Genomic DNA, 25,056 nt, shown 5'->3' with positions numbered 1-25,056 from the left:
GAGTGAGCCTAGATTTGCGTTTTTGACATGTCAATACTTTTTTTGGAATGCCTTTAATGTCATTTGGCTTCCGATCGGCTGTCACTCAAGCACCACAACCTGAAAACGCCGGTGGGGTGTGCAGAAGTGCATACCCCACCGGCGTTCCAGTTCATGGAACTAACCTTCAGCGGCCTAACGCCAACGCGCCACTGAGCACCTCACCCTTCCTTAGACCTGAGCACGCGGAACTTGGTCTGGCCGTTCGGCTTGTCGCCGCCGTCGATCTTCAACGCGACAGCGGATTCAGTCATCGACAGCCAGCCCAGTCGCAGCTCCCCGGCTTCACCTTTACCGGCGCCAAGGCCTTCGCGCCACAATTCTTCACCGGTGTTGGCGTCGACGGCTACAGCAGAATCATCCTGGGCGAAAACAACAGCGTCCGCACCCGCCACATACCCGGCGTCACGGGCAGCGGAACCTGCTTCCGCCTCGGCGGGGGCTGACCAGAGGACCTCACCATCGGTCATGGACACCGCATCGAGTGTGTTGTCAGGGCCTGGCACGAGCCCGTACAGCTTCCCGTCCTTGGTGATGCCGGCGGGTGTTTCGTACGGCAGTCCGGCGCCGGCCAGACCCTGCGAGAATTCATCGCTCACGGGCTTGCGCTGCACGCCTTCGAGTTTGCCGCCGGTGAGGTTGTCGCCGACTTCTGCGAAGACTGCACCCTCTTCCGTTGCGGAGTAGCAGTACTTCTTGCCGCCGAGTTCGTGCATGCCGCCGGCAATGCAGTCGGCACCATCGGCATCGGTGTTGATTGTGACGGCGGGGTCCTTCGCGGCGTCGACGTCTGACCATTCTTTGACGGTGTAGATGTCGTACGTCGGCGAATACTCTTCGTCCAAGCGTTCAATGCCGTAGTTGTCAGCGTCAACGGCGGACAGCTGGTAGATGTTGCCAATGGCATCGGGGTTGATATCCCCGCCATCGAGCCTGGTCACAACGGCTGCTTGGGCTTTGCCGTCTTTCAGGGAGGTCCGCTGCAGGACCCGCTTGTCAGGGGCCGAGCCCGCATGCGTCAGGTATTCGCCGCTGGGGTCGACGGTCGGCATGCTGACCTGGCTGCCCTTGGGCAGCGCGGGCGACTGCCAGTGGGGCTTGATCTCTTGAGCGCCCGAGGTGCCATCTGGCAGCTGCAAGCCCACGACTGCCGGTGACTCACCTGAGCAGGCGGCAATCTGCTGTGCATCCTGGCCAAGTCCTTGGAGCGCAAGGACGATCGTGTCGGAATCGGTGACAGGTTTGTCGTCAAGAAGCCAGTACGCCTTGGCAGAGCACTTGCCCAGCGAACCGGGGTCGAAGGTCCACTGTTCTTCGCCATCTGCCGTGTTGAGACCGTGGATTTTCCCGGTTTGCGGGTCTTGGTAGATGAGGGTGTCGCCCTTGATGTAGGACTCGGGGCCGGTGATTCCGGCATCGGTGGGTGGGATGGCCGCTGATTTGGACCACAGCTCTTTGCCGTCACCGTCGAAGGCGCGCATTTTCTGCGCGACACCGTCATAGAGCACCGCGAAGTTATTACTCGAAGCGAAGACAGTTGCCGCCGCATCGAGCTTCTGCCAGGAGCCCCATTCGAGCTTAGGCTCGCTTTTGTCCGGGTTGGCCGAATCACCAGAGCCGCCGGACCCTCCACACCCGGTGAGGACGAGTGAACTGGCAAAGACGACGGCCGCGGTGGCGCGCAGGGCCTTACGACGAATCATGGTGCTCCTTGGCTAAGGTTTGCCGGACGGCAACGCCCCTCATCGTAGCTAAGACGTTCCCTGTTCAAACTGGAGCGAGCGCAGGTCGCCGAGGTGCCGGTTGCCGAGGTGGGCTGCCGGTCGCCCAGGCGCCGGTCGCCAAGGCGGATGCCCAGGTGAGTGCCGGGCGGCCGGGTGGGATGTGCGCTGGAGCCGAGCCCAGTCAAGGCTCGCCCGTATCCTTGGCCAAAAACGAAAACCGCCCAAGGATAATGCTTATCCTTGGGTAAACTAGCGGTTCGCCAAAGGATAAGCATGATCCTTGGACGTAACAGCGCTGAAGGAAAGGTTAGTGCTTATGTCGTGGATTGCTCGGGAGTGGACTCCTCCTGACAGTGCGCGGCGTCCACGCGAACGCTGGCAGGGAACCTATTGGGCGTATCAGCCGTTTTCGCTCAGTGAACCTGAGTGGCGCATCGATCCTGCGGTGGCAGTTGAAGCCGGCCGTGTAGAGCGGCGTATCCGCAACCTGAAGTTTCATAAGGCCGCGGGAAAGCTCGAAGCGGTCTCGCGGTATCTGCTGCGCAGCGAAGCAGTCTCCAGTTCCTATATCGAGGGACTGCGGTCCAATGCGCGGAACATTGTGTTCGAAGAGCTCAAACGGCTTGAGCACACTGCGAACGGCACGGCAGTTTCCGGGCCTGCATCGACAGCGGCTGCCGCACATCGGTCGACAGCGGCTGAGGTTGCCGACAATATTGCCGCGCTGACCAGCGCTGTTGAACGTTTGGGTACGGCTGAGCGCATCACATGGGCTGACATCGAACAGCTGCAGAAAGAGCTGTTGCCCAGCCTGAGCACGCCGGGCATTCGTGACAGGCAGAACTGGGTGGGAGGAAGTGAGATTCACCCCGGCCAGGCGGAGTTCATTCCTCCCACAGAACATGCGCTGGCTCCCGCGGTTGAGGATCTTGTGGAGTTCATGAACGGGGCCGCGACGGGATACCTGATTCAGGCGGGCCTTGTGCATGCGCAGTTCGAAACGCTGCACCCGTTTGCTGATGGCAATGGGCGCATTGGGCGAGCCCTCATTCACACGGTGTTTGTCCGCGGCGGTCTGACAGAAGGGTCTGTGCTGCCCATCAGTCAAGTGCTGCTGACCCGGTCAGACGAATACGTCACGGGGCTCATGACTTTCCGCGGCATCCCACACGGCGCCGAACTTGCCACGAGCACTGAACCAGTCCGAGAACTGAGCGTCAGCGACGGCATCAATGCTTGGCTTCGGCATTTCATTTCCGCGGCGGATGAGGCTGTGGATCTGGCATTTGCCCTTAAGGATGAGCTTGATGAGTTCGATCGCGATAGCCGCGCCCTCATCACTGCCTATGCGGAGCGGACCGGAACGCGGATTCCACGCAGCGATTCATCGGTGTGGAAAATCCTCGATGTCCTGCCGAAGCTTCCGGCACTGACTGTCGATGTGGCTGCTCGGCTGACCGGGACAAGCTCCACTTCGGCGCAGAATGCTCTTGAGCACCTTGTGGAGGCCGGCGTGCTTGATCGGCGCAGCATCGGCAAAGGCAAACGCGGTTTCGTGTCCAATGACCTTTTCGATTTACTCAACTCAACCCAGCGAAAATGGGCAAGCACCCGGTTCAATACGCGCATCAGCAACCCGAACCGGCCGGCCCCGGGCAGTCCCGGCAATAAGAAACGGCAGCCGTAACCCCACCTCGTCCGTCTAGGCCTTTTTGCGTTCGATCAGTTTGCGCTGTTCTAGGCGCAGCGTGACGTCGGCTGATCGTGCAAGCTGCTTCGAGTGGGTGACGACGATGACGCATTTGCCCTGCTCATGAGCTGCATCCCGCAGAATTTCGATAACCCCTTCGGCGGTTTCCTCATCGAGGTTGCCGGTGGGCTCATCAGCCAAGATGACCGGTGCAGAGGAAACCAGCGCGCGGCCAATGGCCACTCGCTGCTGCTGACCACCGGACAGCGCAAGCACATTCCGCTTCGCAGCAGCAGCATCAATGCCCAGCCGGGTGAGGTCATCAACGCTGGCCTTGGGATTGACCAGGCGCAGGTTCTCCAGAGGAGTCAGATAGTCGATGAGGTTGTAGTTCTGGAACACCAGCGCAATCTGGTCTTTGCGGTGACGGGTGTACCCGGTTTCGGCAATATCATCGCCGCCAAACCGAACGGTCCCCTGACTGGGTGCATCGAGTCCAGCCAACAGGTTCAACATGGTGGTTTTGCCCGCACCGGACGAACCGACGATCGCGTAGAACGTGCCCTTTTCGAAGTCATAGGTGACGTTGCTGAGCACCCGCTTGGCAGAATTGGGATAGCTGAAGTTGACGTGATCAAGCTGCATGATGGCCATGATGTTTCCTAACTGAGTTTTGCAAGAATTCGTTTGGGGCGCTGCATAACAAGCGGCAGGACTCCCACGGACACACCGATAAGCACAATGACGGCTCCCAGCACCAACGCCAGGACAACATCACCGACTCCGGTGCTCGGCTGAAGCGCCGACAACGCCTCCCCACCCACCTGGGCGAAGACTGCCTGTCCCAACCGGGAGGAAAGAACCGTTCCGACAACCGCGGCAATCACCGCCGCGACACCGACGAAAATGCCAGCTTCAATTGCGAACTGCGACAGCACATTGCCTTTGCTTTTGCCCAGGGACACAAGGATGCCGATTTCGTGAATCCGTCCGCGCGCCCAGAAAGTGCTCACCAGCGTGAGCACGCACGCGCCGGCCACGCACAGGCCCAACAGCAGGATTCCCAGCAGTCGGTTCACCCCGGAAATCGCCTGCAGAACAGGGGCGAACTGTGCCGAGTTGTCCTCCAGCGTCAGCTCCGGTGCGATGCCTTTGGCAGCTTCGAGCGCTTCCGGCAGCTGCTGCGCGTTCTGCGTGAAATAGCGGCCCGTGGTCAGGGGCGCGCCGAGCCTCTGCGCGGATGCTAGATCCACAAAAACGTGGTTCTCAGATGCCCCGGACGGCAGCCCCGTAGGGTTGTCGGTTTTACCGTCAAGAATGCCGGCAATCGTGACCGTGACCTTCTCACCATCGCGAGTAAGCGTGAGCCTGTCCCCCACCCCGAGCTTGTTGTGCTCGGCGAACTCGCGGTGAATGATCGCCTTCCCCGCGCCGGCCTTCCCAGCGCCAGCCTGCGAACCACCATCCGCGCCACCCTTCGCACCTACATGCTCCCCTTCGACAAGCCGGTACAGCTTGCCCTGGAATGCCGGGTTGAGCGAGGAATCGCTGCTGCCGGTCACACTGACATCACCTGCGAACTGCGGGTCCAGCTGAACTCCGCTGGCCCCCAGAACCGGCTGCGCACCTTCGGGCCGGGCTAAGACGGCCGCTTCAAGACTGTGCCGCGCCACCTGGGGCAGGGCTGCCAAACGCTCAGCCACCTCCCGATCGATTCCAACGGAACCTCCCGAGGTGCCGCCCGGCTGGACAGCCGGGCTCCCGCCCGCCCCAGGTGTCTCACCTGAACCGGGTGCCACCTGGCCACCCTCCCGAGGTGCCGAGGTACCTGCCGAACCGGACTCCACCTCGTCAGCGGTCTCACCTGCCGAACCGGTTGCCGTGAATCCGGCACCGACGTTGGTGCTGATGGCGTTTTTGACTTCGGCCATGGTGGAGCGCACACCGGATTGGGCGACGAGTGCTGTGAACACCACCGTCATGATGAGGGTCATGAGCAGGGTGCGGCCGGGTTTGCGGGTGACGCAGCGGATTGCGCGTGACCAGGGGCTGGTCATGTGGCGTCCGCCAGGATTGCGCGGGGGCTCTTGCGCATCATCGGCACCGTGGTGATGGCAACGACAATGGCGATGACGGCAACACAGATAATCGCCGCCTGAATAACCGAGCCAGATGTCAGGCCCACTGTCAGGTTGTCGAGTGTTTGAGCGGATGCGGAAGATTCCATGTCGGCACCGAACTGTCCGGCTTGGGCCATGTCCTGTGCAGCGGATTTGTTGACGCTGGCCAGGGTTGTCTCACCCATCCACTGGGCGAATCGGCCGGCGGCGAAGTAGGCGGCGATGAACGCCGGTACCGCGATCAGAAACATCTCGGTGAAGTACTGCGCGGCGATGCTGGATTTGGTCACCCCGATGGACAGCAGCGTGCCGGTTTCTCTGTTGCGTTCGCGCAACCACAGGAACAGGACCAGGGCGACGACCGCGGCGGCGAAAATGGTGGCGGCAACGGTGGTGTTGCGCATGATGCTCTCGATGCCCTCAACTGCTCCGGTGATGCCCGAAAGGTACTGGGCGGATGGCGAGATCTGGTATTTCTGCCAGTCGATGCCCTGACCCTTTGCGGCTTCGGTTACCTGGTCCAGGTCGGCGTCTTTGCTGATAAAGAAGTTCGCGTCCTGGTAGATCTCGTTGTCCGGCGTGAACTTGTACAGTGCGCGAGTGGTCTCAAGGTCGGTGAACACGGTGTTGGCGAAAAGCTCGTTGCGTGTTGCTGCCGGGCGGGGGTTGTCGCCGGATACGAGGCCCACGATTTCGGTTGTGACCTCTTCTGTGGACTGGCGTTCGTTGTCGACGTCGTACTTGTTGCCCTTCAGGGTGAGTTTGCTGCCCACGCTGAGGTTGTTGGCTTTGGCGAGGTCTTCGTGGATGACGGCTTTGTTCTTGTCACCCGGCTTCAGGTGGCGGCCTTCGGTGAGTTTCAGTGTGCCGCTGCGGAAGTTGTTGTCGATTTCGCTGTTGTTGACACCCCACACGTTGACGGCATTGCCGAATTGTTCTTCTCGCTGTTTGTCGTAGTCGTCGTGGTCGAGTTTCTGCACTTTCGCGCCGACGAGGTCAGCGGTGACGTTCTGGCGGGCCACGTGCGATTCGACACCGTCCAGCCCCGCGAGTTTGTCGATGTCAGCGGGTTTGACGGTGCCGGCACCTCGTGGTGTTCCGAGGTTGTGCTGGGGGTTGTTCTCCAGGACGAACCCGCGGCCAGTCTTTGCTTCGATTTCGCCTGACACGTGGTCGGCTGAGCGGGTGACGGCACTGGCGGCCATGACCACGGTGGCCATGATGGCCAGAACAGCAAAGATGATGAGTGTTTTTACTGGCTTGCGAACACAGTAGCGCCAGGCTCTGCCTACGAACGTCAAAACTTCCCTTCCGGTGACAGCGGCAGCGCCCACGCTCTGGTTGTGGTGCGCTGCCGAAAAGATCCTGGAAGAACGTACTACCGGAGTCTGGACTGATTCTGCATAGCCCCTGCACCGATCATGTGGGATTACGAGGTGGAGGTGCGGTATGGGGTGGTGTGCCGGCTTTGTGTGGGGGTAGAGGGGGTAATCGTCAGCCGATAGTTCAGCGCAGAGCTGCGTGACCGCGTGGCAGATCGCGCAGAAGGCGGCCGACGATAGACTGGCGGCGGGGAAGCTATCCACCCACCGATCGAAGGAGAACTCCATGGCCCGCACTTATGTCATCACTGGTTCGGCCTCGGGCATCGGCGCTGAGACCACTCGCCTCCTGCGTGAGCGGGGTGAGAAGGTCATCGGCATCGATCTCAAGGACGCCGAGGTCGAAGCCGACCTCTCGACCCCAGAGGGCCGTACCGATGCTGCGAATAAGGCGATCGAACTCGCCGACGGCGGCATCGACGCCGTCATCGCCTGCGCCGGCATCTCAGCTCCGATCAGCAAGACTGTGTCGATCAACTTCTTCGGTGTGACCGAGCTGCTCGAGCATCTCCGCCCGGTGCTCGCGAAGTCGGAGGCGCCCCGTGCCGCGGTCGTGTCGTCGATCGCCTCGCTGCAGCCCAACTCGAAGGAGCTCGTCGACGCGATGCTCGCCGGGGACGAGGCGAAGGCCGTCGAGATCGGTGAGTCCCTCGCCGCGCAGGGCCCAGAGATCGGCTACGCGAACTACTCGTCGTCGAAACGCGCGATCTCGCGCTGGATACGCCGCGAGTCGATCACCGATGCGTGGGCCGGTGCACACATCCCGCTGAATGCCGTCGCTCCCGGTGTCGTCATCACCCCGATGACGACCGAGCTGCTGGCGACCGAGGAGGGCCGCACGATGGTCGACACCGCCTCGCCAATGCCGCTCAACTACCACCAGCCAGCGAAGACGATCGCCGATGTGCTCATCTTCCTCACGAACATCGAGAACTCGCATATTGCCGGCCAGACGATCTACTGCGATGGCGGCGTCGACGTGTCGCTACGCGGTGAAGACGTCTGGTCGTGGAACGACTGAGACGACACTGACGCCGGCAGGTGACCGGCACAACACTGCGGGCAGGGTCACGGACGTGACCCTGCCCGTCCAGGCCATCGTGACCGGCCGCCTCGTTGACAAGCTCGACATCAACGTGAGCTCCGACGAGAACACTTCGAACCTCACATTCGAGCTCATCGACAAGCGCAGGATCGAGCCCGGCCAGCCCTGGATGCCGCGCCTGGGCTGATCAGCACGCAGTAAACCGGCTCCCTCACGCCCCGCCAACAGGCAGCATCGGACTCTGTTTGCCCACGTAGGTGACGTACAGGTTGTCGCGAGCGCGGGTTGCTGCAACGTAGAGAAGCGAGCGTTCGCGCAGCAGGAAGTCTTCGCGTGCTTCTTCTGACGTCATCTGGCGGAGCATCTTTGCGGGGATGACGTCTTCGCCAACCCCCATGAGGACAACGTTGACGAACTCTGTGCCTTTTGCCCGGTGCATCGTGAGGACAACGGGTGCGCCGGTCGGCATCTTTCCGCGGTCTGCGCTCTTGACGGTGACCCCTGCTTCGCCGAGTCTGCGCACAATGTCGGCCTGCTGCCGGGTGTTGCGCACCAGGATGCCCATTTCTTCGGGCCGGTGACCTTCCTTCTGGGCGTATTCGAGCCACGAGCGCACCAGGTGTCCAATGTGTTCAGCTTCTTCATCCGGTGTGGCGAAGCCCTGTACCTTCGGCGCGTATCCATCGCGAACAGACCTGTACCCGTGCAGTGTCGCGGCGTCACCGTCAGCGTCGACGAATGTATGGCCTTCAAGAATATGCATGGCGAAGTTCAGAATCTTGCGCGTGGTTCGGTAGTTCAGCGTCAGTCGTCGCGAACGTCCCACAATCTGAATGCCCATGCGGGACAGCACGATCGGTTTACCGTAGATTCGCTGGTGGGCATCTTCGGCCAGGAACATGTCGTTGCGGCCTTCGGGCGCCAGCGCGCGTAGGAAAATCCACGCGCCCGGCGTGAGGTCTTGTCCTTCGTCGATCAGCACGTGGTCGGCCGCATATCCGCCGCGCCGCTGTGCTTCTCCACCCCCGGGAACGTCAACAGCACGTGCGCGGGCAGCCAGAACCGCTGCCGCAATATGCCGTGATTCCTCCCAGCTGACGGACTCTTCAACCGCTCCCTGGGCGCGGTAGGCCTCGAAGGCATCCCACACTGCGTCGCGCTGGCCGCGGCTGAGTCGCACTCCCCTGTTCGGGCGCCTGACCCGCAGATACTCCTTACGTTCGGTGATGCCGTTGGGCAACACGATCTGCTGGTATTCGTCCCGCAGGAATTCGTCGTCACTGCCGCGTTCGGGCAGCTGTTCGGCGTACATGGTCGCTACGCGCTGCCACAGTTCGTCTTTGTTGTCGGCGCGACGCTGAATCACGGTTGTCCGCGCGGTGCCGAGCACCGTTTGCGCCGCCTGTGCGAGTTCGTCTTCGCCTGCGTTCATGAGCACTTCGCTCACCAGAGCATCGACGTGCTTGATGTGCATGCCGGCCTGTCCGAGTTCGCCTGCTCGCGGGGTGGCCGGGTCGAGCTTCTGCACCTGTTCGACAAGGCTGTCCGCCAGGGTCGACGTGAAGGTCGTCAACACCACACGAGGTGGAGTTCCGGCTCCGATTGCATCGGAACCTTGTCCGTAGATCCCCTCGCCTTTGCCGTGGGCAAGGCGGACTGCCCGGTGGACAAGGACGACTGTTTTTCCTGTTCCGGCACCGCCGGTGAGTCGGAAGGCCCCGTTGTAGTTCTGCCGGGCGTATCGCCGCTGTTCTGGGTGGAGGAATACCCGCCAGGCGCTGAAGTCGTTGTCTTCGAATACGCGGCGCAGCTCTTCTTGGTCGTCACCGAAGTCGGCGAATGTCAGGCGTGCAGCGGGTGTGCGCAGACCTTCGAGCAGCTTTGCGTCGTCATCACGCGCATCGACTGCAGCAGCATCAGCACCGGTGTCCCCGGCGATGCCGAGCTTGGCCTGGACTTCATCGATGCTCACTCCGGCGGCCAGGTCGAGCAGTGCGTCGGCCTGCCATTCCGGTGCGCTGACCCGATCAAGGACTGTCAGCAGGGCATCGACAGTGCTGACCGCGCGGGCTTCGGCAATGTATTTGGGACTCAGCCCCAGCTGGTCGCGCAGCTGTTCGTCGGTGAGAGCGCCCAGGGTTTCAGCCAGGGGCTTATCACCGAAGACAACATCGTGCGGCCCAGCGGCGGGCACCTCGGCAGTGGGTTCCGCGGCACCAGCAGGAGCTTCCGCACCTGCCTCCGGCCCCGGCTCCGCAACCGGAGCATCAGCAGCAGGCGCACTCGCAACAGGTGCATCCTCAATCGGCGCGTCCTGCTCCTTCTGCGCGCTGAGTTGAGCGTCGAATTCTTCGTGATCGACTTTGTCGACCACGTGGATTTCGGACACACCGCTGACGGGGTTGAAGTCCAGGGTGATCCTCTTGGCCAGCTCAATGGCTTTGTCGTGCTTGAAGAAGCCGTAGATCAGCCAGTGAGTGCCGCCGTTTTCATTGAGTTTGAACAGGACGGCTCGCCAAAAATCATTGACCCGCCCAGTGCGAACCCGTTTGTCCCGCGAATGGTGAATCGGCTCAATGTGCAGGCCCACACCGGTTGGGTCGCTGTTGAGCTTCCCAATGAAGTCGAGCACGCGCGTCTTGATGGAACCGTCGACTTTGAGCGCACTCGTGTGCAGCGTAAACGCCATCAGCTGTCCCCTCCGCTATTGCCGAGCAATGTAGCCACGATGTCTTCCACCGTGGGTTTAACGACCGTCCATCCTTCGGCCGTGAGGTCGGCAATGTCTTCGTCTTCCGGTTCAAAGAGCACTACGACTTTCTGGTCACTCCAGCTGAAGTCCATCGGGATGCCTCCGGCAGACTCTTCGCCGATGTCCGGCACTGGCATTCCCGGGTGTTGGGCCAGTTCGCCCAGCAGCTGCCGTTCGCTGTCTCCCAGAAGGTCATCATCCAGCACCCGCGCCCACTGCGGTGCAGCACTTTCAACCTCGATGCCGGCGGCCCGTTGGACGTCGGGACGTCGGGTGGGCACGGCGTCAACACTCTGCTGCTGGGTGACGGTCGCAATCGTCGCTTCGCCGTGGCTCAGCTGCCGGAAGTTGAGCAGGTTGCTCAAGTGCAGCCAGGTCTTCCACGCCTCCATAAAGCCTTCCGCCCCGTAGTCACGGTCGTCGAGCAGCGCGGCGATCGTCGGGCTGGAATGGGATCCGGTGGGAGGCTGCACCATGACGGACAGCGGTCCGCTCTTCCACACCGACACCTGATCGCTTCCGGCCGGAGCGTCCCCGGAAATCATGGCCTCCATGAGCGCCGCGTGCAGGCCGCGTTCAGCATCGACCTTCACGGGTTTGCGGATGAAGAATATCGGAGCCCACCGGCCCGCGTAGGTGTATTCGCGCGGGATGAGTTCATCAGCACCGACGCTGCGCATGTCAATCACCAGCCGCAGCAGGTATTCCACGGGGTTGCGCAGCAGGTCGGTTGTGCGGGTGGTCCAATCGATGCGCTTGTCGTGGATGATCTTCGATTCCACCTTCGGCGAGAACCACTCCGGCATGTCCGCTTGCCGCCCGGTGGCTGCCGTTTCGACATCGTCGTGTGTCAGCGACACAACCGCGTGTCCCTGCCCGCGCAGATAAGCGCGTTTGGCGGCATCGTCGGCAAGCCGCTGGTGGCTGTGGCTTGCGTGGAACTGGAAGCCGTCGGTGTAGATGTAGATCGACGGGACCTTGGGCACACTGCAGCGCAGCTCGAAATCCGGCCGTGTCACACCGTCGACGTCCGGCTGTTGTTTGAGTGTCCACTCCAGCGCAATTCCGGGCCGTGACAGGGTCAGTCGGCTGCGTCCGCTGTGGTCAACGGTTTCGCGCACGTCCATACCGGCTTTCTGCATCCGCTCCCGGAACACCTGGAAGAACCGTCCTTCAAGGACCGAGGCGGAGCTTGCCTTTTCGGGTTCTTCTTCCGTTGTGTCCCACACGTCTTCCTTACCGGGCACGGTGCTGCGTCCGGCGGTGAGGATCAGTTCGAGGGCTCGTTCGGCGCTTGCTCGGCTGACCGTTTGGCCTGGGTGCTCAAACGGGAGGATGCAGTTGGAACACGCGTTGACGCTGTCGATCTTGCAGGCGCAGCTGCGCACGGTTTGCCACGCGTCCCACAGGATCTTCCAGACGTTTGCCGGTTCGGCCAGTTCCGCCAGGTACCCGGTTCCGCCGGGCACTTGGTCGTGCAACAGCAGAGCGGAGGCCACACCGCCTTCGGTCTGCGGTGCTTCTGTGCGCAGAATCCCAATGTGGGTGGGTTCGCCGCCCAGTCGTTGTGTCAGGCCCAGGCGGATGGCTGCTTCGAGGCTGGGCACAGCGTAGGTGTCTCCTACCAGAAGTGCTGCCGGCAGTCGCAGCAGCGCACCTTGGGTGTCGAGCGTGTGGGTCAGCACGAGCGTGCGATTGTTTTCTGTCAGAGCTTTGCGGTACGCACACCACGGCCTGTGGTCGGTGGGCTTGTTTTCGTTGGCCATGCTGTCCAGCTGGCCGCAGCCTTCGCAGATGGTGAAGCCCACACTTTTGACCTCTTCACCGCTGGCCATCAACGGTCTTCCGCTGGCGCGTACACCGAAGTTGACTGTCCGAACGGCAACAGAGCTGAGGTAGGCCGCACCGAAGTCGTAGCCGTCGGTGTACCACACACGCTGTGCTGTGGACTTGTCGATGTCTGCCAGCGCGCGGATTTCAAAGGAGCGCTGCCTGCGGTCATCATCACGGTCCGATATGCGCGCTTCGTCGCGGTTGACCATCGCCAAGACCTTCCGCAAGGCGAGCGCCGGAACGCGCTGACCCGCATCGGCAATGCCCTGGCTGGTGCAGCGCGGGCATTCGCGCATTGTCATATCCGAGGTGCGTGAATCGTGCGTGTAGCCGCACTCGGGGCACAGGCTGAGCGTGTAGACGTCGGATTCGTCGATGCCGAAGTCGACCGCGTCGACGCGAATGGCCATGCCCTGCCCGTAGAAAGTTGCCCCCGGGGCGAAGTCGCGGATGGCCAGGCTGCTGCCGCGCTCAATCGTGAAGGAGTCGCTTTGGTATTCGACTTCTCCGCGCTGTTCGTTGCTCCAGCGGACACTGACGTCGAGTTCTGTTGTGTCGTCCAGCAGCGTGTAGTTGGGAAGCAGGCCTGCCAGTTCGAGGGCGCTGATCCAGTAATCGTGGCTGCGCAGGGCTTTTTCGGCCGCCCGCTGCGCTGCTCGGGCTTGGCGAAACGCGCGCTTGTCTTCGTTGTCGCCTACGGCGCCTGCTTTTTCAAGTTCTGGCAGGCTCGCCGAGATTTCCCTGAGTCTGCGCTGCAGCTGTTCACGTTTGTCGGTGTAGCGACCGCGTGCTTTCCACAGTGCTGAGGTCAGCTCTGAATCACCGTTGTCATTCACCGCTGCCCACTGGCGCAGCTCTTCTGCTGCTTCGTGGACGAACCCGTCCAGGCTGCCCAGGAACTCATCGACATGTTCAGGCCCGCTGTGGACATTCTTCTGTTCCAGTTCCAGCAGGTACTGCGACGGTTGTTCTCCAGCGGAAAAGAGGTCGAGGGCTGTCTGCGGTTCCAGGACCACGCCGTCATCGGCAATGAGGTCGCACAGGTAGGCAAGGTACTGACGTTTGATGATTTCGACAGCGTCCAGATACGTGGCCGGTGGAACAACGGCACCGTTGATGATGCTTTCGGGGTTGTTCAATGTTGCAAGCTCACGGCCTCGCCCAGTGACGAATGCCAGGTTGAGAGCGTTGCCGGTCAGACGGCCGGCTCGACCCACTCGCTGCACATAGGAGGCAACAGTTCTGGGCAGCGACGCAAGCATGACACTGGAAAGGTCACCGATGTCGATACCCATCTCGAGTGTTGGCGTGGCCACTAGAACATTGGGCGCGGACGGATTGTCAGCACTGCCCTTGAAACCGTCTTCGTATTCGCGGCGGGTTTTGTCGCTGAGGATGCTCGAGTGTTCACGCGCAACGATCCTCGACAGGTTTCCACCCCGGTACAGGCCGCGGTAGAAGTTCGGACCGATGTCGTTGCGCTCCAGCTGACCGGAACAGCTCACCAGCAGACACGGTGTGCCCTCGAGCGCCTTCGCACCTTCTTCTGCAATGGGGAAGTCGGTGCGGCACACCGAACAGATGAGTCGCGGCGCGGGCCCTTCGGGCAGGATGAGTTCGATGTTGTCAGGTTCAAGCCCGTAGACGCGACCGTCGCCGTTTTCTACGGTGATACAGGTCAGCAGGCCCACCGAGGTGAGTTTGGCCAGCAGGTCCCGGGCGAGCACGGCACCGTGAGATTTGGACACCCCCAGAACCTTCGCGGTGTAGCGGGCGTACCAACCGGCTGGGCTGTCAGCGGGTTCAAAAGCAGACTCCGTACTGCCGCCTTTGATGCCGACGGTGGGGAACGCCGGTGCGCTGCGACCGCGCGGGAAGGCGGGCATTCCGTCATTGCGGCGGCGTTTGCCCCAAATCCAGATGCGCGCTCCCCTGTTGCTCTTGTACTTATCGAGCCATTCGTGGTTGATGGCACCACTCGTGCGCATGTGGTGGAGCACGCCGCGCACCCACGCTTCACGGCGAGCAGGGTCGGTGAAGAAGTCATCGTCGAACTCAGCAGCCGCCTGAACAGCGTCAACGGTGAACAGCTCATCAACAGCGTCCAGTGTGCCTTCGGGCAGAGCTACGAGCACTGACAGCGCACCGGTGGTTTCGAGTGTGCGGCCGTAGCGGGCCTGTAGTCCGAATTCGAGTGCAGTGTCGAATTCCAGGCGCTTTTCCACTTGGCGGCGTCCCTGGCGAGCCGGTGATTGGGGTCGTCGCCACCAGTCGGCAATCTTGGGGAAGCGATCGCCCGTCATTTCCGGCGGCAGAAGTCTGTAGCGCTCGCTCGCTGTTTGGGCCGCATCGGCCATTGCGGCGGCCAGGTCACTCAGCCTGATTCCATCACCAGCAGCGTGCGCCATGGCTGCGCGCAGCGTCAGTGTGTGCGAACGCGATTCGACGAAACCAGCCCGGTGGGCGGCATCCTGCACGGAGTCGGCAAAGACGAGGGTCTTCTTTTCGTCAGCATCGAGTTCGTGTTCACCGAACACAGTCGACAGGGCAACTGACAGCATGGTTGCCACAGCTGCTCCCAGGAACCGGATAGCATCGCGTTCACCGCAGGCCGGGCAGGTGTCAGACTGTGAGCGTTCGTCAGCCTCTTTGCCGTCAAAGCGGAGCACGGGGATGATGAGGCCTTCGTCGAGTTCCGCCGCGTATTCATCGCTGACGGTCAGTCCGAAGACGTCTTCGGCTTTGATGAAGTCGCGGGTCTCCACACGGTAGCCCCACAGGCGTTCGTGGCGGTAGGCATCATCACCGTCGTGTTCACGGAACTCAGCAGCTTCGGCTTCAGCCAGGATGAGTGTGCGCACCGCACTTGAACCGCGCACGGCTTCGCGGCGAATATTCGCGTCAGAATCAGCTGCTGCGAGTTTGAGTTCGCTTTCTGGACTGCGCATAGCCGCCCACCCGGAGCGCCCACAATTGCGGCAGTACTGGGCTGGCAGAACCGGCGCGGCGGTGTCGTCAACCGCTCCATCGTCAAACCAGCGGAATGCCGGCTGCAGGCTGATTTCGCGATCAATGCGGCTGAGCGCCCTCACCCACAGGTGCACATCGACGGTGGGAGCGGCGAGCTTTTCTCGGCTGCGCACCCAGCTGAGCCCTGCAACCACCAGCGCGACGTATTCGTACACATTGCCGGTTGTGCGGCGAGCGCTGGGAATGAGTGCGTGGACAAGATCACGAATATGCACCGCCGAGCGCGTCTGCTCATAGAGCTGCCTCAACCACGCATTGCGCTTGACTGCGCTGAGCCACTGCGCGGAATCATCACCGAACCTCGAGTGAATATCGTTCCATTCACTGGCGTCAGGCGCGGCCAGCATGGTGTCTGTACTCGCCCGCTTCAGCTGGAACGTGGTTGCCAACGCCCGTAGTGCCTGGTCTTCGTGGTTTTCGCCCAGAGCGATCCATTCGAGTACTGCACCGATGTTGAGCACTTCGAAGTCGGCGGCTTCCAACTGCTTCTGCTGTTCGGTCAGCTGCCCACCGGGGAGCTCCGCCCATTCGGCAACCGAGTAGCGGGATTCTGTCACGACGGCGTCGGAGCTGAATTCTTCGCCGAACACGGTGTGGGCAAAGCGCAAAATGTCGTCGGGTCCGGCGTTGTCGCCCATGGTTGCGGATGTCGCAACGGGTGTCACTCTGCCCAGCGGACGCCCACGGTGGTCATCGGTAATCCGAGGGTCGCTGTCCGGCCAGTGTTTTTTGAGTTTGAGGCCCAGCCGGCGCAGCAGCATCGACACATCAGTGCCCTGAGCACCGTCATAGGTGTGGAACTCATCGAGCACCAGGTACTGCAATGACAGGGCGCTTTCTTCCCACAGGCGCGCATCGGCTTGCCGCAGCAGCAGCTGGTTGAGCATTTTGTAGTTAGTCAGCAGGATGTCCGGCGGATTGCCGCGGATGGCTTCGCGGACGTTGATGAGTCCGTCTGCTGTTACTGCCGACCGTTCAGAGTCTCCGGTTTCGCCCGTGTAGATGGCTGCGCGGATGCCCTGGAACTGAGGGTCGGTGGTGATCATCTGTGCCAAACGCTGCGCCTGGTCGGTAGCCAGGGCGTTCATGGGGTACAGGATGAGCGCGCTGATTCCTGCCCCGCCCGCGCGTTTGTGGCGCACCACGTGGTCGAGGATCGGGTAGAGGAAGGACTCCGTCTTACCCGAGCCCGTGCCGGTGGTCACGAGTGTGGGCTGAGGGCGTTCGTGGGGTTCGAGGCCCCGGGTGGACAGGCGGGCGAAGGCTTCTGCCTGGTGGCCGTAGGGCGTGTGTTTGCCGGGGGTGATGTCGAGCGGATTGTCAGTGTGCGCGCTCGGTTTGAACGGGGTTCGGGTGCGAATATACGGCCCCCGGAAAATACCCGATTGTTCGTGCGTGAGGAACTCTTCCAGGGCGTGCTGTGCTGCTGAATCCGCCAGCCCGAAGGTGGTCGTCAGATAGTCGCGCAGAGAATCCTGAATGGTCTGCGCTTGGAGAGTGGGCAGCAGCTGGCTCACAGTTCGTCCCCAAAGCGACGCTCGAATTCTGCATAAGCCGTGCGCATATCCTCTTCCCTGTCCAGAGTGATGAAGGGCGGCACGTACTCGTATGTGTAGCCCTGAGCATTCGTTGCCGTGAGATCTTCGGGGCTTGCAGTGTCGCCCAGTTTCTCCCACGCCTTGAGCACATCCCCGGGGACCAGCCGCCCATTGGCGTCGTACCAGCGTGCACCCTGGCCGCGCCCCTGGTCATAGCCGTACAGCACGGGGAACTGCGTGCGGTAAACAGTGCACAGCTCATCAGCCGTAATACCAAGGCTCAGAGCAACGAGCGCATCAATTTCGACCTGCGCCTGATAGCGGTCAGCGGCAAGACGGAGAGGTGATGCGGGAACCCACGTGGACGACACATCTGCAAGAGGAACAGACTCTGCAAAGCGCTTGGCACAGGTCCACTCGTCGTCGAAGGAGATGAGTGACGTTGCTTCATTCCACAGCACTGCGTATTCGTCCGTCAGGCAGTTGAGGCGCAGAACTCGCAACGCAACCGCGCTGGCAACCGCCGAAACAAAGCTCGGTACTGGAATACGGCTGACCTGAGGTAGTCGAATTGTCGACTTAGGTGATAGCCGAATGACAAAGTCGGCCAACAGCGAGCTCATGCTAGCCAGAGCAGAAAGAAAAACTTGCCAATCTTGCCTCGGGAGAGCAATCGAATGTACCCCGTCAACGTGTGCGGTGCCCGGCGGAACAACCGCCGGGATGAGTGTCCGCTCCCCCGTATTGGCAGCCATTGCCCTCCACGCAATGCGGTAGTAGTCGCGCGCAGAGACACGCTCACCCGCAACGTCCCAGTGGGTGTAGGACGAGTCGTACAAGCCATCGTGGACAGGCTTGTACGCCGTGGCAGGAATCGCATCAGGCGCTAGCTGCTGCAGATCGACGTCCGACCAGTCGAGGTTGTTGCTCATTGACTGGTTTGGCTGTTTATAGAACGGGTCAGCAACATGCAGATGCGGCCCCTGCAGGATAACGTCCTTCCAGGAGGCAGGCCCACCCCACTCAAGGACAAAACGACCATCACGCCGGTGCTTACCTTCATCCCAGCCAAAGCTGATTCGCGGCGAAAGATCTTTGACACGTACCGTCTGGGCGAGTTTATCCAATACTGACTCCGCTGACCGGTTAACGGAGTACACCATCGCTGGAGAATTAGTGCTCTGGTCATCGTCGCCGTGGAATTTCTCCCACTGCGCCAGAGTACTGCGGTCAACATGGACTATGCGGTTTGCGTGAGGGCGCACATCCCAGTAGCCGTCCGGGTTCTTTAAACCAGGTTCTTCGCCACTGCCATCGTGCACGAGCGAGCGTTCAACGGTGTCCGGGTGGTAGAGGCTTACTGCTTGTTCAAAGTGTGGGATCTGTTCCTGGCCGTAAATGTGAACGCCATACTGCACGTGATGGTCGATCTCAAACAGCATGAGCTCATTGACAAAGTGCCAGTGGCGGCGCAAGCGCTGATACGCGCCACCGCGAAGATTCACAGCCTTTTGGTCTGTCAGATGAGTTTCAGGATGAATCAGGCCGACAACGCCATCGTCGCTGACGTGTTTCCACGTCTGTTCCATAAAGCAACGATAGAGATCGGGCCGAGTACCAGCGATCAGCGGATAAGTTGTCACGTTCCGGACAAACTCTGCCATGCAGACCACGTCGGTTGAACCATCGGTCACGAACTCGTGAGCACCTGGTGCTTCCAGCGTCCGCGTTCTACGTTCGTTCTTGGCGGTTTGGGGTGGTTTGTGGGCAAGTGTCCACCACACATCGAACTCAGCCAACAGGGCTGCGATATCGACGTCGGGCCGCACCCACGGCGGGTTGCCCACCTGTAGATCAAAGCCACCTCGGCTGAACACAGTGGCGAAGTCGAGTTCCCAGTGGAAGAAGCCGTGCTGCTGGGCAATCTGCTCTGCTTTCTGCAGCCACGGAGTCTGCTCAACAAAAGAAGCGACGTCAGCGACGGCACCCGCGTAAACCCTGTCGTTGTATTCGGCATCGCCCAGAGCGTCCCAGTTGATGTCCTCATCGAGCATAGTCTGCCCGCCCCTGCGCGCAGCAGCTGCGCGCCCGCGGTGTTCAAAGGGCATGCCCAGCAGCTGTTCCAGTGCCTCGAGCCATTCATCGACCGCGGGCGGCTGGGCCGTGGTTTCTGTCAGCGGCCAGAACCACAGAGCACACCAAGCATCCATCACGCGGCGCAGCCGCTGATAGGAGCCATTCGCATCCTGCAGGGCCTCTTCGATTTGCGCGCGAGTAACAGTCGATCCGGGCAGCGTTTCTTCCCGACCCCACAGAGGTACCGTGCGCCGCATTTCTTCTTCGGCAATGAGCAGCCTGTGCAGCGCGAATTCCCACAGCGTGTCGACCCGCTCCGACAGCGCCTGCAACCGCTGCACGTGCGCTTTTGTCAGCTTCTTTCGGGTGGAGTTCCGCCACGCGCGCAGGGCTTTCGCCGCTTCCGGTGCAAGCTTCTTGCCTTCTGTGGAACCGGCGGCAGCGCCCCAGCCGGCACCGGGCAGCAGGAACTGGTAGACGGTTCCCGGCGTGCGGGTGTCATTCATCGGCACGCCGGTGGGTGACTGCTTCAGCCAATCCTTCGCATCGATCTGCGCCTTGGTGTACGTGGATCGGCGAGCGCCGATAAGCGAATTGCCACGGCGCAGGCGCAGCCCGAACCATGGGGCTGCCAGGCCTTTGACCATGGTGCCCAGCCACAGTGTGATTTCGGCCAGTTCGACTGCGGTCGAATTGAGGTCAACACCATAGACGTTGTGCAGAGCAATGTACGCCTTCGTCCTCTGCAGCTGCGCCGGATAGTCGCCGGGGTCGATTTTCTGGCCCAGTTCTTCCTGACGGCGCTTGAGGTAGGCCTGAGCCAGCTGATCAACGGCCTCAAGGGCGAAGGCTCCGGAGCCCAGGGCGGGTTCGCACACCGTGAGCTGCAGAATGTCCTCCGCACTCATGTCATCGGTGATGAGTTCTTCGAGTGCCTGTGACACGGTGAAGCGCGTCAGCACTTCCGGTGTGTAGTAGGAGGCTGACTGTTGGCGTTCCCGGCCTGACAGGCGGAACACAAAACTGCCCTGCGGGTGCAGGACCTTGCGCCGTTCACCCGTCACCGAATCTTCGTAGGTGACAAAGTGCTTCTGTTCAATCTCTTCGGCTTCACTGACGGGAACAACCCATGAACCCTTGTCCGCTTTGCCATCGGGCGCGACTTCGTAGAGGTCGGTTTCGGCAAAGAAGCCCGTATAGGACATGAGTCCTTCATATACCCTGCCCAGCTGGTTGATGCCGAGTTCCGCATAGCTGATGAAGCCGCGGTCGCGCTTTCCCGTTTCTTTCGTCATGAGCAGACGCGACAGCACATTCTGCAGCTGTTCGTTGCTCAGGCCCACCTGGTCGATGTACTTGGTGGCCTCGCGGCTGAAGAGGTCAGCTTCGAGGGAATGGAACACGAGGCCTTCGGAATCAGCCTCCGCGGGGTCTTCTGTGCGCAGTTCATTGTGTCCGTCCTGAATCAAGCGGAACAGAACCGACAGGGAATCGTACAGGTGTGTGCCGCTTCCGGAATTGGTGATGGGCACCAAGGTGAGGTCGCGCAGACGATCCAGACTGTAGCCGGCCTGGTATTCGGCAGTGCCGGCGGGCACCACCTCGAGTTCCGGGGAGGCTTCCGAATACAGCAGGAACAAGATGCGGTAAAGGAAGCGCAGGGCTTCTTTTGCCAGTTCCTGCGCTTCGGTCTGTGGCAGGGGTTCGAGTCCCTGATCCCGGCGCCTGCGCACAACGTCGTTGGCAATGATTTCAATGGATTCGCGGACGGCTTCGCGCAGATCGTCCGACACGGATTCCGTGAATTTCACGGACTCTTCCAGCACACCGCTGAACCAGATAGATTCATCGGCATTCGGCGCAAGAGCCGCGGCGGATGCCAGTGCGAAGAAGCGGTCAACCGCACCGTTCTTCTTGGTGTCATTGCGCTCAAACAGCAGGCTTAAGTCAATGGCCACATAGCGACCTTCTTGCCACCTCTGCTGTTCTGTCAGCAGGGCGTACTTACCGGCCAACACCAGAGAAAAAGCAGGGGCGTTGTCCTCAGCAAAACGCTGGGACAGGAACGCTCCGGCTGAATCGAAGCCTTCGGTTCTTTCGGAGTCCTCGACCGGCAGGTGCATGGGCTCAAGCAAGGTGGCGGCGTGCTTGTCGAGAAGCGCTTCAACGTCGTCCTGCGGAGTGGCAAACACAATGAGCGTGTGGAGCGATTCGACCGAACCGCCCCGAACCTTCAGGAAAGGAGCTTCTGAACCGTCCGCGTTCTGCGGGGTTTCAATGGTGAACTGTCCGGTGAAGTAGCCCAGCAGGTCAAGCAGATCCCGGTAGAAGTCAATGACAGCGTCCGGGCCCGCACCCTCCAGGCGCATGAGCTTGCCCAGAAGCTGCCCGCGTTCGCCCGACCAGCGCGACAGCGGTGTGGGGGTGACTTCTGCGTCGAACTGTTCGCGCAGTTCCTTCACGAACTTCTGAAAGGACTGTTTGGAAGCGCCGGACGTGAAGAAGTCATCGCTCATGAAGTCCTGGACGACGGTGATTTCTTCCATCAGGCGTTCCTTCCTGAACGGTCAGCGGCTGATTCTGGAACAACGAGTACCAGTGGGCGGATCAGCGTGCGGCTGGGTTTCATCTGACTGATGAGCGTTTCCTGGTCAACCACGCGGTGGGTGCGCTGTTTGAGCGTCTGCGTCTGGTTGAACTCAAGAGCGGCTTGGCGCCACTGGCCCGTCTGGCCCATCCATTCCCGAACACGCTGTTCAGCGTGCTGTGCCGCCGCGTCGGTAAGGTTCTTGACTTCGCTGTTCATCGTGTCGAAAGCCTGCGCAATGAGCGGCTGGTACTCCGCTAGGTCAATCACGCCTGCGTTCGATCGGGACTCAGCAATGCCGGTTTCGTGCAGGAAGTCCTCAACCCGTGCGACCTCCTGCTGAAGTGCAAAGCCCAAGTCCTTCGGGAACATGAGGTCGCGGTACATCAGCGATACCGTCAGTCCGCGTTCATTCAGCAGTGCCGCCTGCATGAGCACGTGCGGTTCCTCAACGGTGCCCGTGACCGCGTAGATTCCACCTCGTTTTTCAACACCCGAAAGAGCACGGTCAGCCGACCATTCCAGCAGCGGGTGCAGTGGGCCCAGGAAGTGGGCAGCCGGCCACAGGCTGGTGGAATTGGCGTCATTGCGGGCCTCGTCAACGGACTGCCGGCCCTTGTCTTTGCTTGTGGCAACCAGGAAGCGGTTCTTGATGTCGCGTTCAGTGCGGTACGACTGAGGCAGTGCTTCCAGGCGGCGCATGAGATCGTGCGGCGGCTGAAGTTCAGCCATCGACTGGTTGGGGTGTTCAACCCAGCCGACTCCCCCGCCAGCCCCATCAGAAGCCAGCGGTTCGAACTGCTTGTCGTTGTAGACAGAGGCCAGTGAATCCCGCAGAAAATCAACCGCGCGGTCATACACGTACAGGCCGTTAGAGCTGCGCGGGACTTCGGGTTGGGTGGTGTCGGCGTTTTCGACGCCGGCGTCGGGGTCATCGTCGAAGATGCTGAAGAAGTCATCGAAGTCAGCGTCTTCAACGTCCGGGATGACGGTGTCGATGTCTTCGCGGCGATGCAGTGCCTCGCGAATAGCGCGCTCTTCGGCTTCAGCCGTGTAGCGGCCCATGAGAGCCGCAGCATCGCCCAGAGCCTTGTGAGCTTGGTTTTCCTTTTCGATGAGCTTCTTAAGCACCCGAATGTCACCGGCAAAGCCCTCGGCGTCAGGGTCGAGCACGAGCGTGGTGATCTGCGGGGGCTGAGTTTGGCCGTAGCGGTCAATACGGCCGTTGCGCTGTTCAATGCGGATGAGCGACCACGGGATGTCGTAGTGCACCAAGTGGTGACACTGGGAATGGAGGTTCACACCTTCTGACGCGACATCGCCGGTGACCAGAACCCGCAGCGGCGAATTGGCCCTTTTGAAGGATTCGACAATGTCCTGCTGCTCTTCATCTGACAGGCCGCCGTGCAGAATTCCAACCTGGTCCTTGCGGAGTTTGAGATCGGTTTTGAGGCTTTCCTGCAGCAATTCCAGAGTGGCAACCCGCTCAGCGAACACGACTGCGCGAGTTTCACCTCGGGAGCTGATGCCGATTCCCTTCAGATAGGTCAGAAGCGCACCGTACTTACCGGTCTGCGGTTTTTTGGCTTGGCGGTTGGCGGCGACTTCGTCTTCGAGTTCCTGGGCCAGCTGCTGCAGGCGGCCCAGCGCGCGCCGTTCGCGTTCAACGGCTTCGGGGTCGGCGGCGGTGGTGCCGCGGCGGGGAGAATCAGCGGGAGCTTGGCCCGGCCCCGGCAGGCGGGCAAGGCGGTTGGTCACGGTTTCGAGCAAAGCCGTTGGGCTGGAAAGAAAAGCCTTCGCCAGGGTCCAGGGAAACAGTGCGTTGCGTTCACCCGAATACGGGCTGGAGCCTGTCGGGTGGAGCCAGACTTCGTCGAGTTCGCGGGCGAGTTCGTTTTCCTTGGGGCTTGCCGGAACGTGGATGGCGCGGGGTTCTTCCCGTTCGGCCCAGTCGGCGCCGACTTCGCGCCTGACATCGTCGGAATAGCGGTGGCGGCGGACAACCAGGCGGTCCAGCATCGTCTTGTCGATGTCACCGTCGGGCAGGACCGCGGTGGGTTCGAGCAGGCGGATGAGTTCGGCGAAGGATTCCTTCTTGCCGTTGTGCGGGGTTGCCGAAGCCAGGATGAGGGCGTCCGTTTGTGCGGACAGGACTGAGGCCAGACGGTTGTTGAGTGTCGACTGGTTGGTGACGTTGTGGGATTCGTCGATGACGACCGCATCCCACGTGTGGCGGCGCAGGTGCGCCATGTAGCGATCAGACTTCAGGGTGTCGATCGAAATGATGACGCGTTTGAAGTACGCGAACGGGTTGCGGGTGGCCGGCAGTTTACGGCGGATGGCCTGAATGCCCTGCGAGTCCAAGCGGATGAAGGGGATGGCGAACTTCGTCCACATTTCGTGCTGCATCTGCTCCAGCACGTGTTTGGGGGTGACGATCAGGATCCGCTCGCCGCGGCCGCGGCGGATAAGTTCGGACAGGATCAGACCGATTTCGATGGTCTTGCCCAGGCCCACCGCGTCTGCCAGAAGGATGCGGGGACGCAGGTTTGCAGGGTCAAGGATTTTGCGGACGGGGGTCTGCTGGTAGTCCTTGACATCGATGAGCATGCCGTCTGACAGGGTCGGTTCGGCAAGTTCCGCCGGCAGGGCCGTTTTGCGCAGGGCAGCTTCGAGCCACAGGCGGGAGTCCCGGAACTGGGGACTCGTGTCATGCATGAGGGGAGCTTCGCGCGGGTCAAGAACTTCGACGTGGTCAATCGAATCGAAAAACGTGGCGGTCATATCCCGGACAAGTTCCGAAACTCCGACAACGTCAATCCGGTTGGCCGGCTTTGTGGGGACCAGCTCCCGATGGTCGGCGCGTTCGTAGACGGTGCGGACGTCGGTGACGAGCCATTCTTCATCGCGAACTAAGACGATGCTGCCCGGGGCGATATTCGTCTGGGAGGTTTGTGCAGAGATCTGAGCGGAGGCTTGTGCAGAGGCTGGCAGACCGCCGTTTGAAGAATCAGCAACTTCAGGCTGTGCCGTCACCGTAGAAACCTCCTGTTTCCCCGCCACCAGTGCACTGGGTGCAAAGCCCCTGGCCACTACGGGCACCAAAAGTTCGCGCGGGCGCGCGCGGACGTTCAGCTATCGTAGTTCATTTCACAGAGGGCGGGTGAAAGCGCTCGATGACTGGAATCCGAGGCCCCAAGACTCTTTTATGAAAGTTTATGATTCTTATGATTACGCGTC

The 25,056-nt window shown here is 61.2% G+C and carries 11 protein-coding genes; 3 read left to right on the top strand and 8 right to left on the bottom strand.

Annotated elements, in window-relative coordinates; translation table 11 throughout:
* Positions 1 to 200: 200 nt before the first annotated feature.
* A complete protein-coding gene (locus tag HMPREF3092_RS08175) occupies positions 201 to 1,742 on the bottom strand; it encodes an outer membrane protein assembly factor BamB family protein (protein ID WP_070424532.1) in 1,542 nt (513 codons plus the stop codon).
* Positions 1,743 to 2,079: 337 nt separating this feature from the next.
* On the opposite strand from HMPREF3092_RS08175, the gene HMPREF3092_RS08170 reads away from it, so the two are divergent.
* A complete protein-coding gene (locus HMPREF3092_RS08170; RefSeq protein ID WP_070424531.1) occupies positions 2,080 to 3,450 on the top strand; it encodes a Fic family protein in 1,371 nt (456 codons plus the stop codon).
* A 15-nt stretch (positions 3,451 to 3,465) separates the two neighbouring features.
* On the opposite strand, the gene HMPREF3092_RS08165 is transcribed toward HMPREF3092_RS08170, so the two are convergent.
* Genes HMPREF3092_RS08165 through HMPREF3092_RS08155 form a run of 3 tightly spaced genes read right to left on the bottom strand, consistent with a single transcriptional unit; the run spans position 3,466 to position 6,874 of the window.
* Positions 3,466 to 4,107: an ABC transporter ATP-binding protein gene (locus HMPREF3092_RS08165; protein WP_070424530.1), complete on the bottom strand. Its 642-nt coding sequence runs from the start codon at positions 4,105 to 4,107 to the stop codon at positions 3,466 to 3,468.
* An 8-nt stretch (positions 4,108 to 4,115) separates the two neighbouring features.
* Entirely contained in the window at positions 4,116 to 5,510 is a 1,395-nt protein-coding gene (locus tag HMPREF3092_RS08160) for an FtsX-like permease family protein (protein ID WP_070424529.1), read from the bottom strand.
* A complete protein-coding gene (locus tag HMPREF3092_RS08155) occupies positions 5,507 to 6,874 on the bottom strand; it encodes an ABC transporter permease (protein WP_070424542.1) in 1,368 nt (455 codons plus the stop codon). Before HMPREF3092_RS08155 ends, HMPREF3092_RS08160 begins: the two co-directional genes overlap by 4 nt.
* 307 nt (positions 6,875 to 7,181) lie before the next feature.
* Here HMPREF3092_RS08155 and HMPREF3092_RS08150 point away from each other — a divergent pair, with 307 nt between their 5' ends.
* Together HMPREF3092_RS08150 and HMPREF3092_RS11360 are read left to right on the top strand one after the other, a co-directional pair.
* Positions 7,182 to 7,976: an SDR family NAD(P)-dependent oxidoreductase gene (locus HMPREF3092_RS08150; protein ID WP_061943179.1), complete on the top strand. Its 795-nt coding sequence runs from the start codon at positions 7,182 to 7,184 to the stop codon at positions 7,974 to 7,976.
* Between the two features lie 55 nt (positions 7,977 to 8,031).
* Positions 8,032 to 8,187: a hypothetical protein gene (locus HMPREF3092_RS11360; RefSeq protein WP_156474340.1), complete on the top strand. Its 156-nt coding sequence runs from the start codon at positions 8,032 to 8,034 to the stop codon at positions 8,185 to 8,187.
* A 24-nt stretch (positions 8,188 to 8,211) separates the two neighbouring features.
* Here the strand turns inward: HMPREF3092_RS11360 and HMPREF3092_RS08145 are convergent, their stop codons facing one another.
* Genes HMPREF3092_RS08145 through HMPREF3092_RS08130 form a run of 4 tightly spaced genes read right to left on the bottom strand, consistent with a single transcriptional unit; the run spans position 8,212 to position 24,852 of the window.
* Positions 8,212 to 10,689, bottom strand: a complete 2,478-nt coding sequence (locus tag HMPREF3092_RS08145) for a 3'-5' exonuclease (protein ID WP_070424528.1) — start codon at positions 10,687 to 10,689, stop codon at positions 8,212 to 8,214.
* Positions 10,689 to 17,132: a DEAD/DEAH box helicase gene (locus HMPREF3092_RS08140; protein WP_070424527.1), complete on the bottom strand. Its 6,444-nt coding sequence runs from the start codon at positions 17,130 to 17,132 to the stop codon at positions 10,689 to 10,691. The genes HMPREF3092_RS08145 and HMPREF3092_RS08140 overlap by 1 nt, the downstream gene beginning before the upstream one ends.
* Entirely contained in the window at positions 17,129 to 21,775 is a 4,647-nt protein-coding gene (locus HMPREF3092_RS08135; protein ID WP_070424526.1) for a restriction endonuclease subunit M, read from the bottom strand. Before HMPREF3092_RS08135 ends, HMPREF3092_RS08140 begins: the two co-directional genes overlap by 4 nt.
* Positions 21,775 to 24,852 (bottom strand): helicase-related protein, encoded by a 3,078-nt coding sequence (locus HMPREF3092_RS08130; protein ID WP_256174413.1) that lies wholly within the window; start codon positions 24,850 to 24,852, stop codon positions 21,775 to 21,777. Before HMPREF3092_RS08130 ends, HMPREF3092_RS08135 begins: the two co-directional genes overlap by 1 nt.
* Positions 24,853 to 25,056: the final 204 nt, after the last annotated feature.

The organism is Brevibacterium sp. HMSC24B04 (assembly GCF_001806835.1).
GTDB classification, from domain to species: Bacteria; Actinomycetota; Actinomycetes; order Actinomycetales; family Brevibacteriaceae; genus Brevibacterium; species Brevibacterium ravenspurgense.
The sequence above is the reverse complement of the archived record's forward strand: the minus strand, read 5'-3'. Positions and strand labels throughout refer to the sequence as shown.

Bases quoted from the DNA above. Each gene is read 5' to 3' on its own strand.
- HMPREF3092_RS08175 (WP_070424532.1), bottom strand. From the start codon at position 1,742: ATGATTCGTCGTAAGGCCCTGCGCGCCACCGCGGCCGTCGTCTTTGCC.
- HMPREF3092_RS08170 (WP_070424531.1), top strand. From the start codon at position 2,080: ATGTCGTGGATTGCTCGGGAGTGGACTCCTCCTGACAGTGCGCGGCGT.
- HMPREF3092_RS08165 (WP_070424530.1), bottom strand. From the start codon at position 4,107: ATGGCCATCATGCAGCTTGATCACGTCAACTTCAGCTATCCCAATTCT.
- HMPREF3092_RS08160 (WP_070424529.1), bottom strand. From the start codon at position 5,510: ATGACCAGCCCCTGGTCACGCGCAATCCGCTGCGTCACCCGCAAACCC.
- HMPREF3092_RS08150 (WP_061943179.1), top strand. From the start codon at position 7,182: ATGGCCCGCACTTATGTCATCACTGGTTCGGCCTCGGGCATCGGCGCT.
- HMPREF3092_RS08145 (WP_070424528.1), bottom strand. From the start codon at position 10,689: ATGGCGTTTACGCTGCACACGAGTGCGCTCAAAGTCGACGGTTCCATC.
- HMPREF3092_RS08135 (WP_070424526.1), bottom strand. From the start codon at position 21,775: ATGGAAGAAATCACCGTCGTCCAGGACTTCATGAGCGATGACTTCTTC.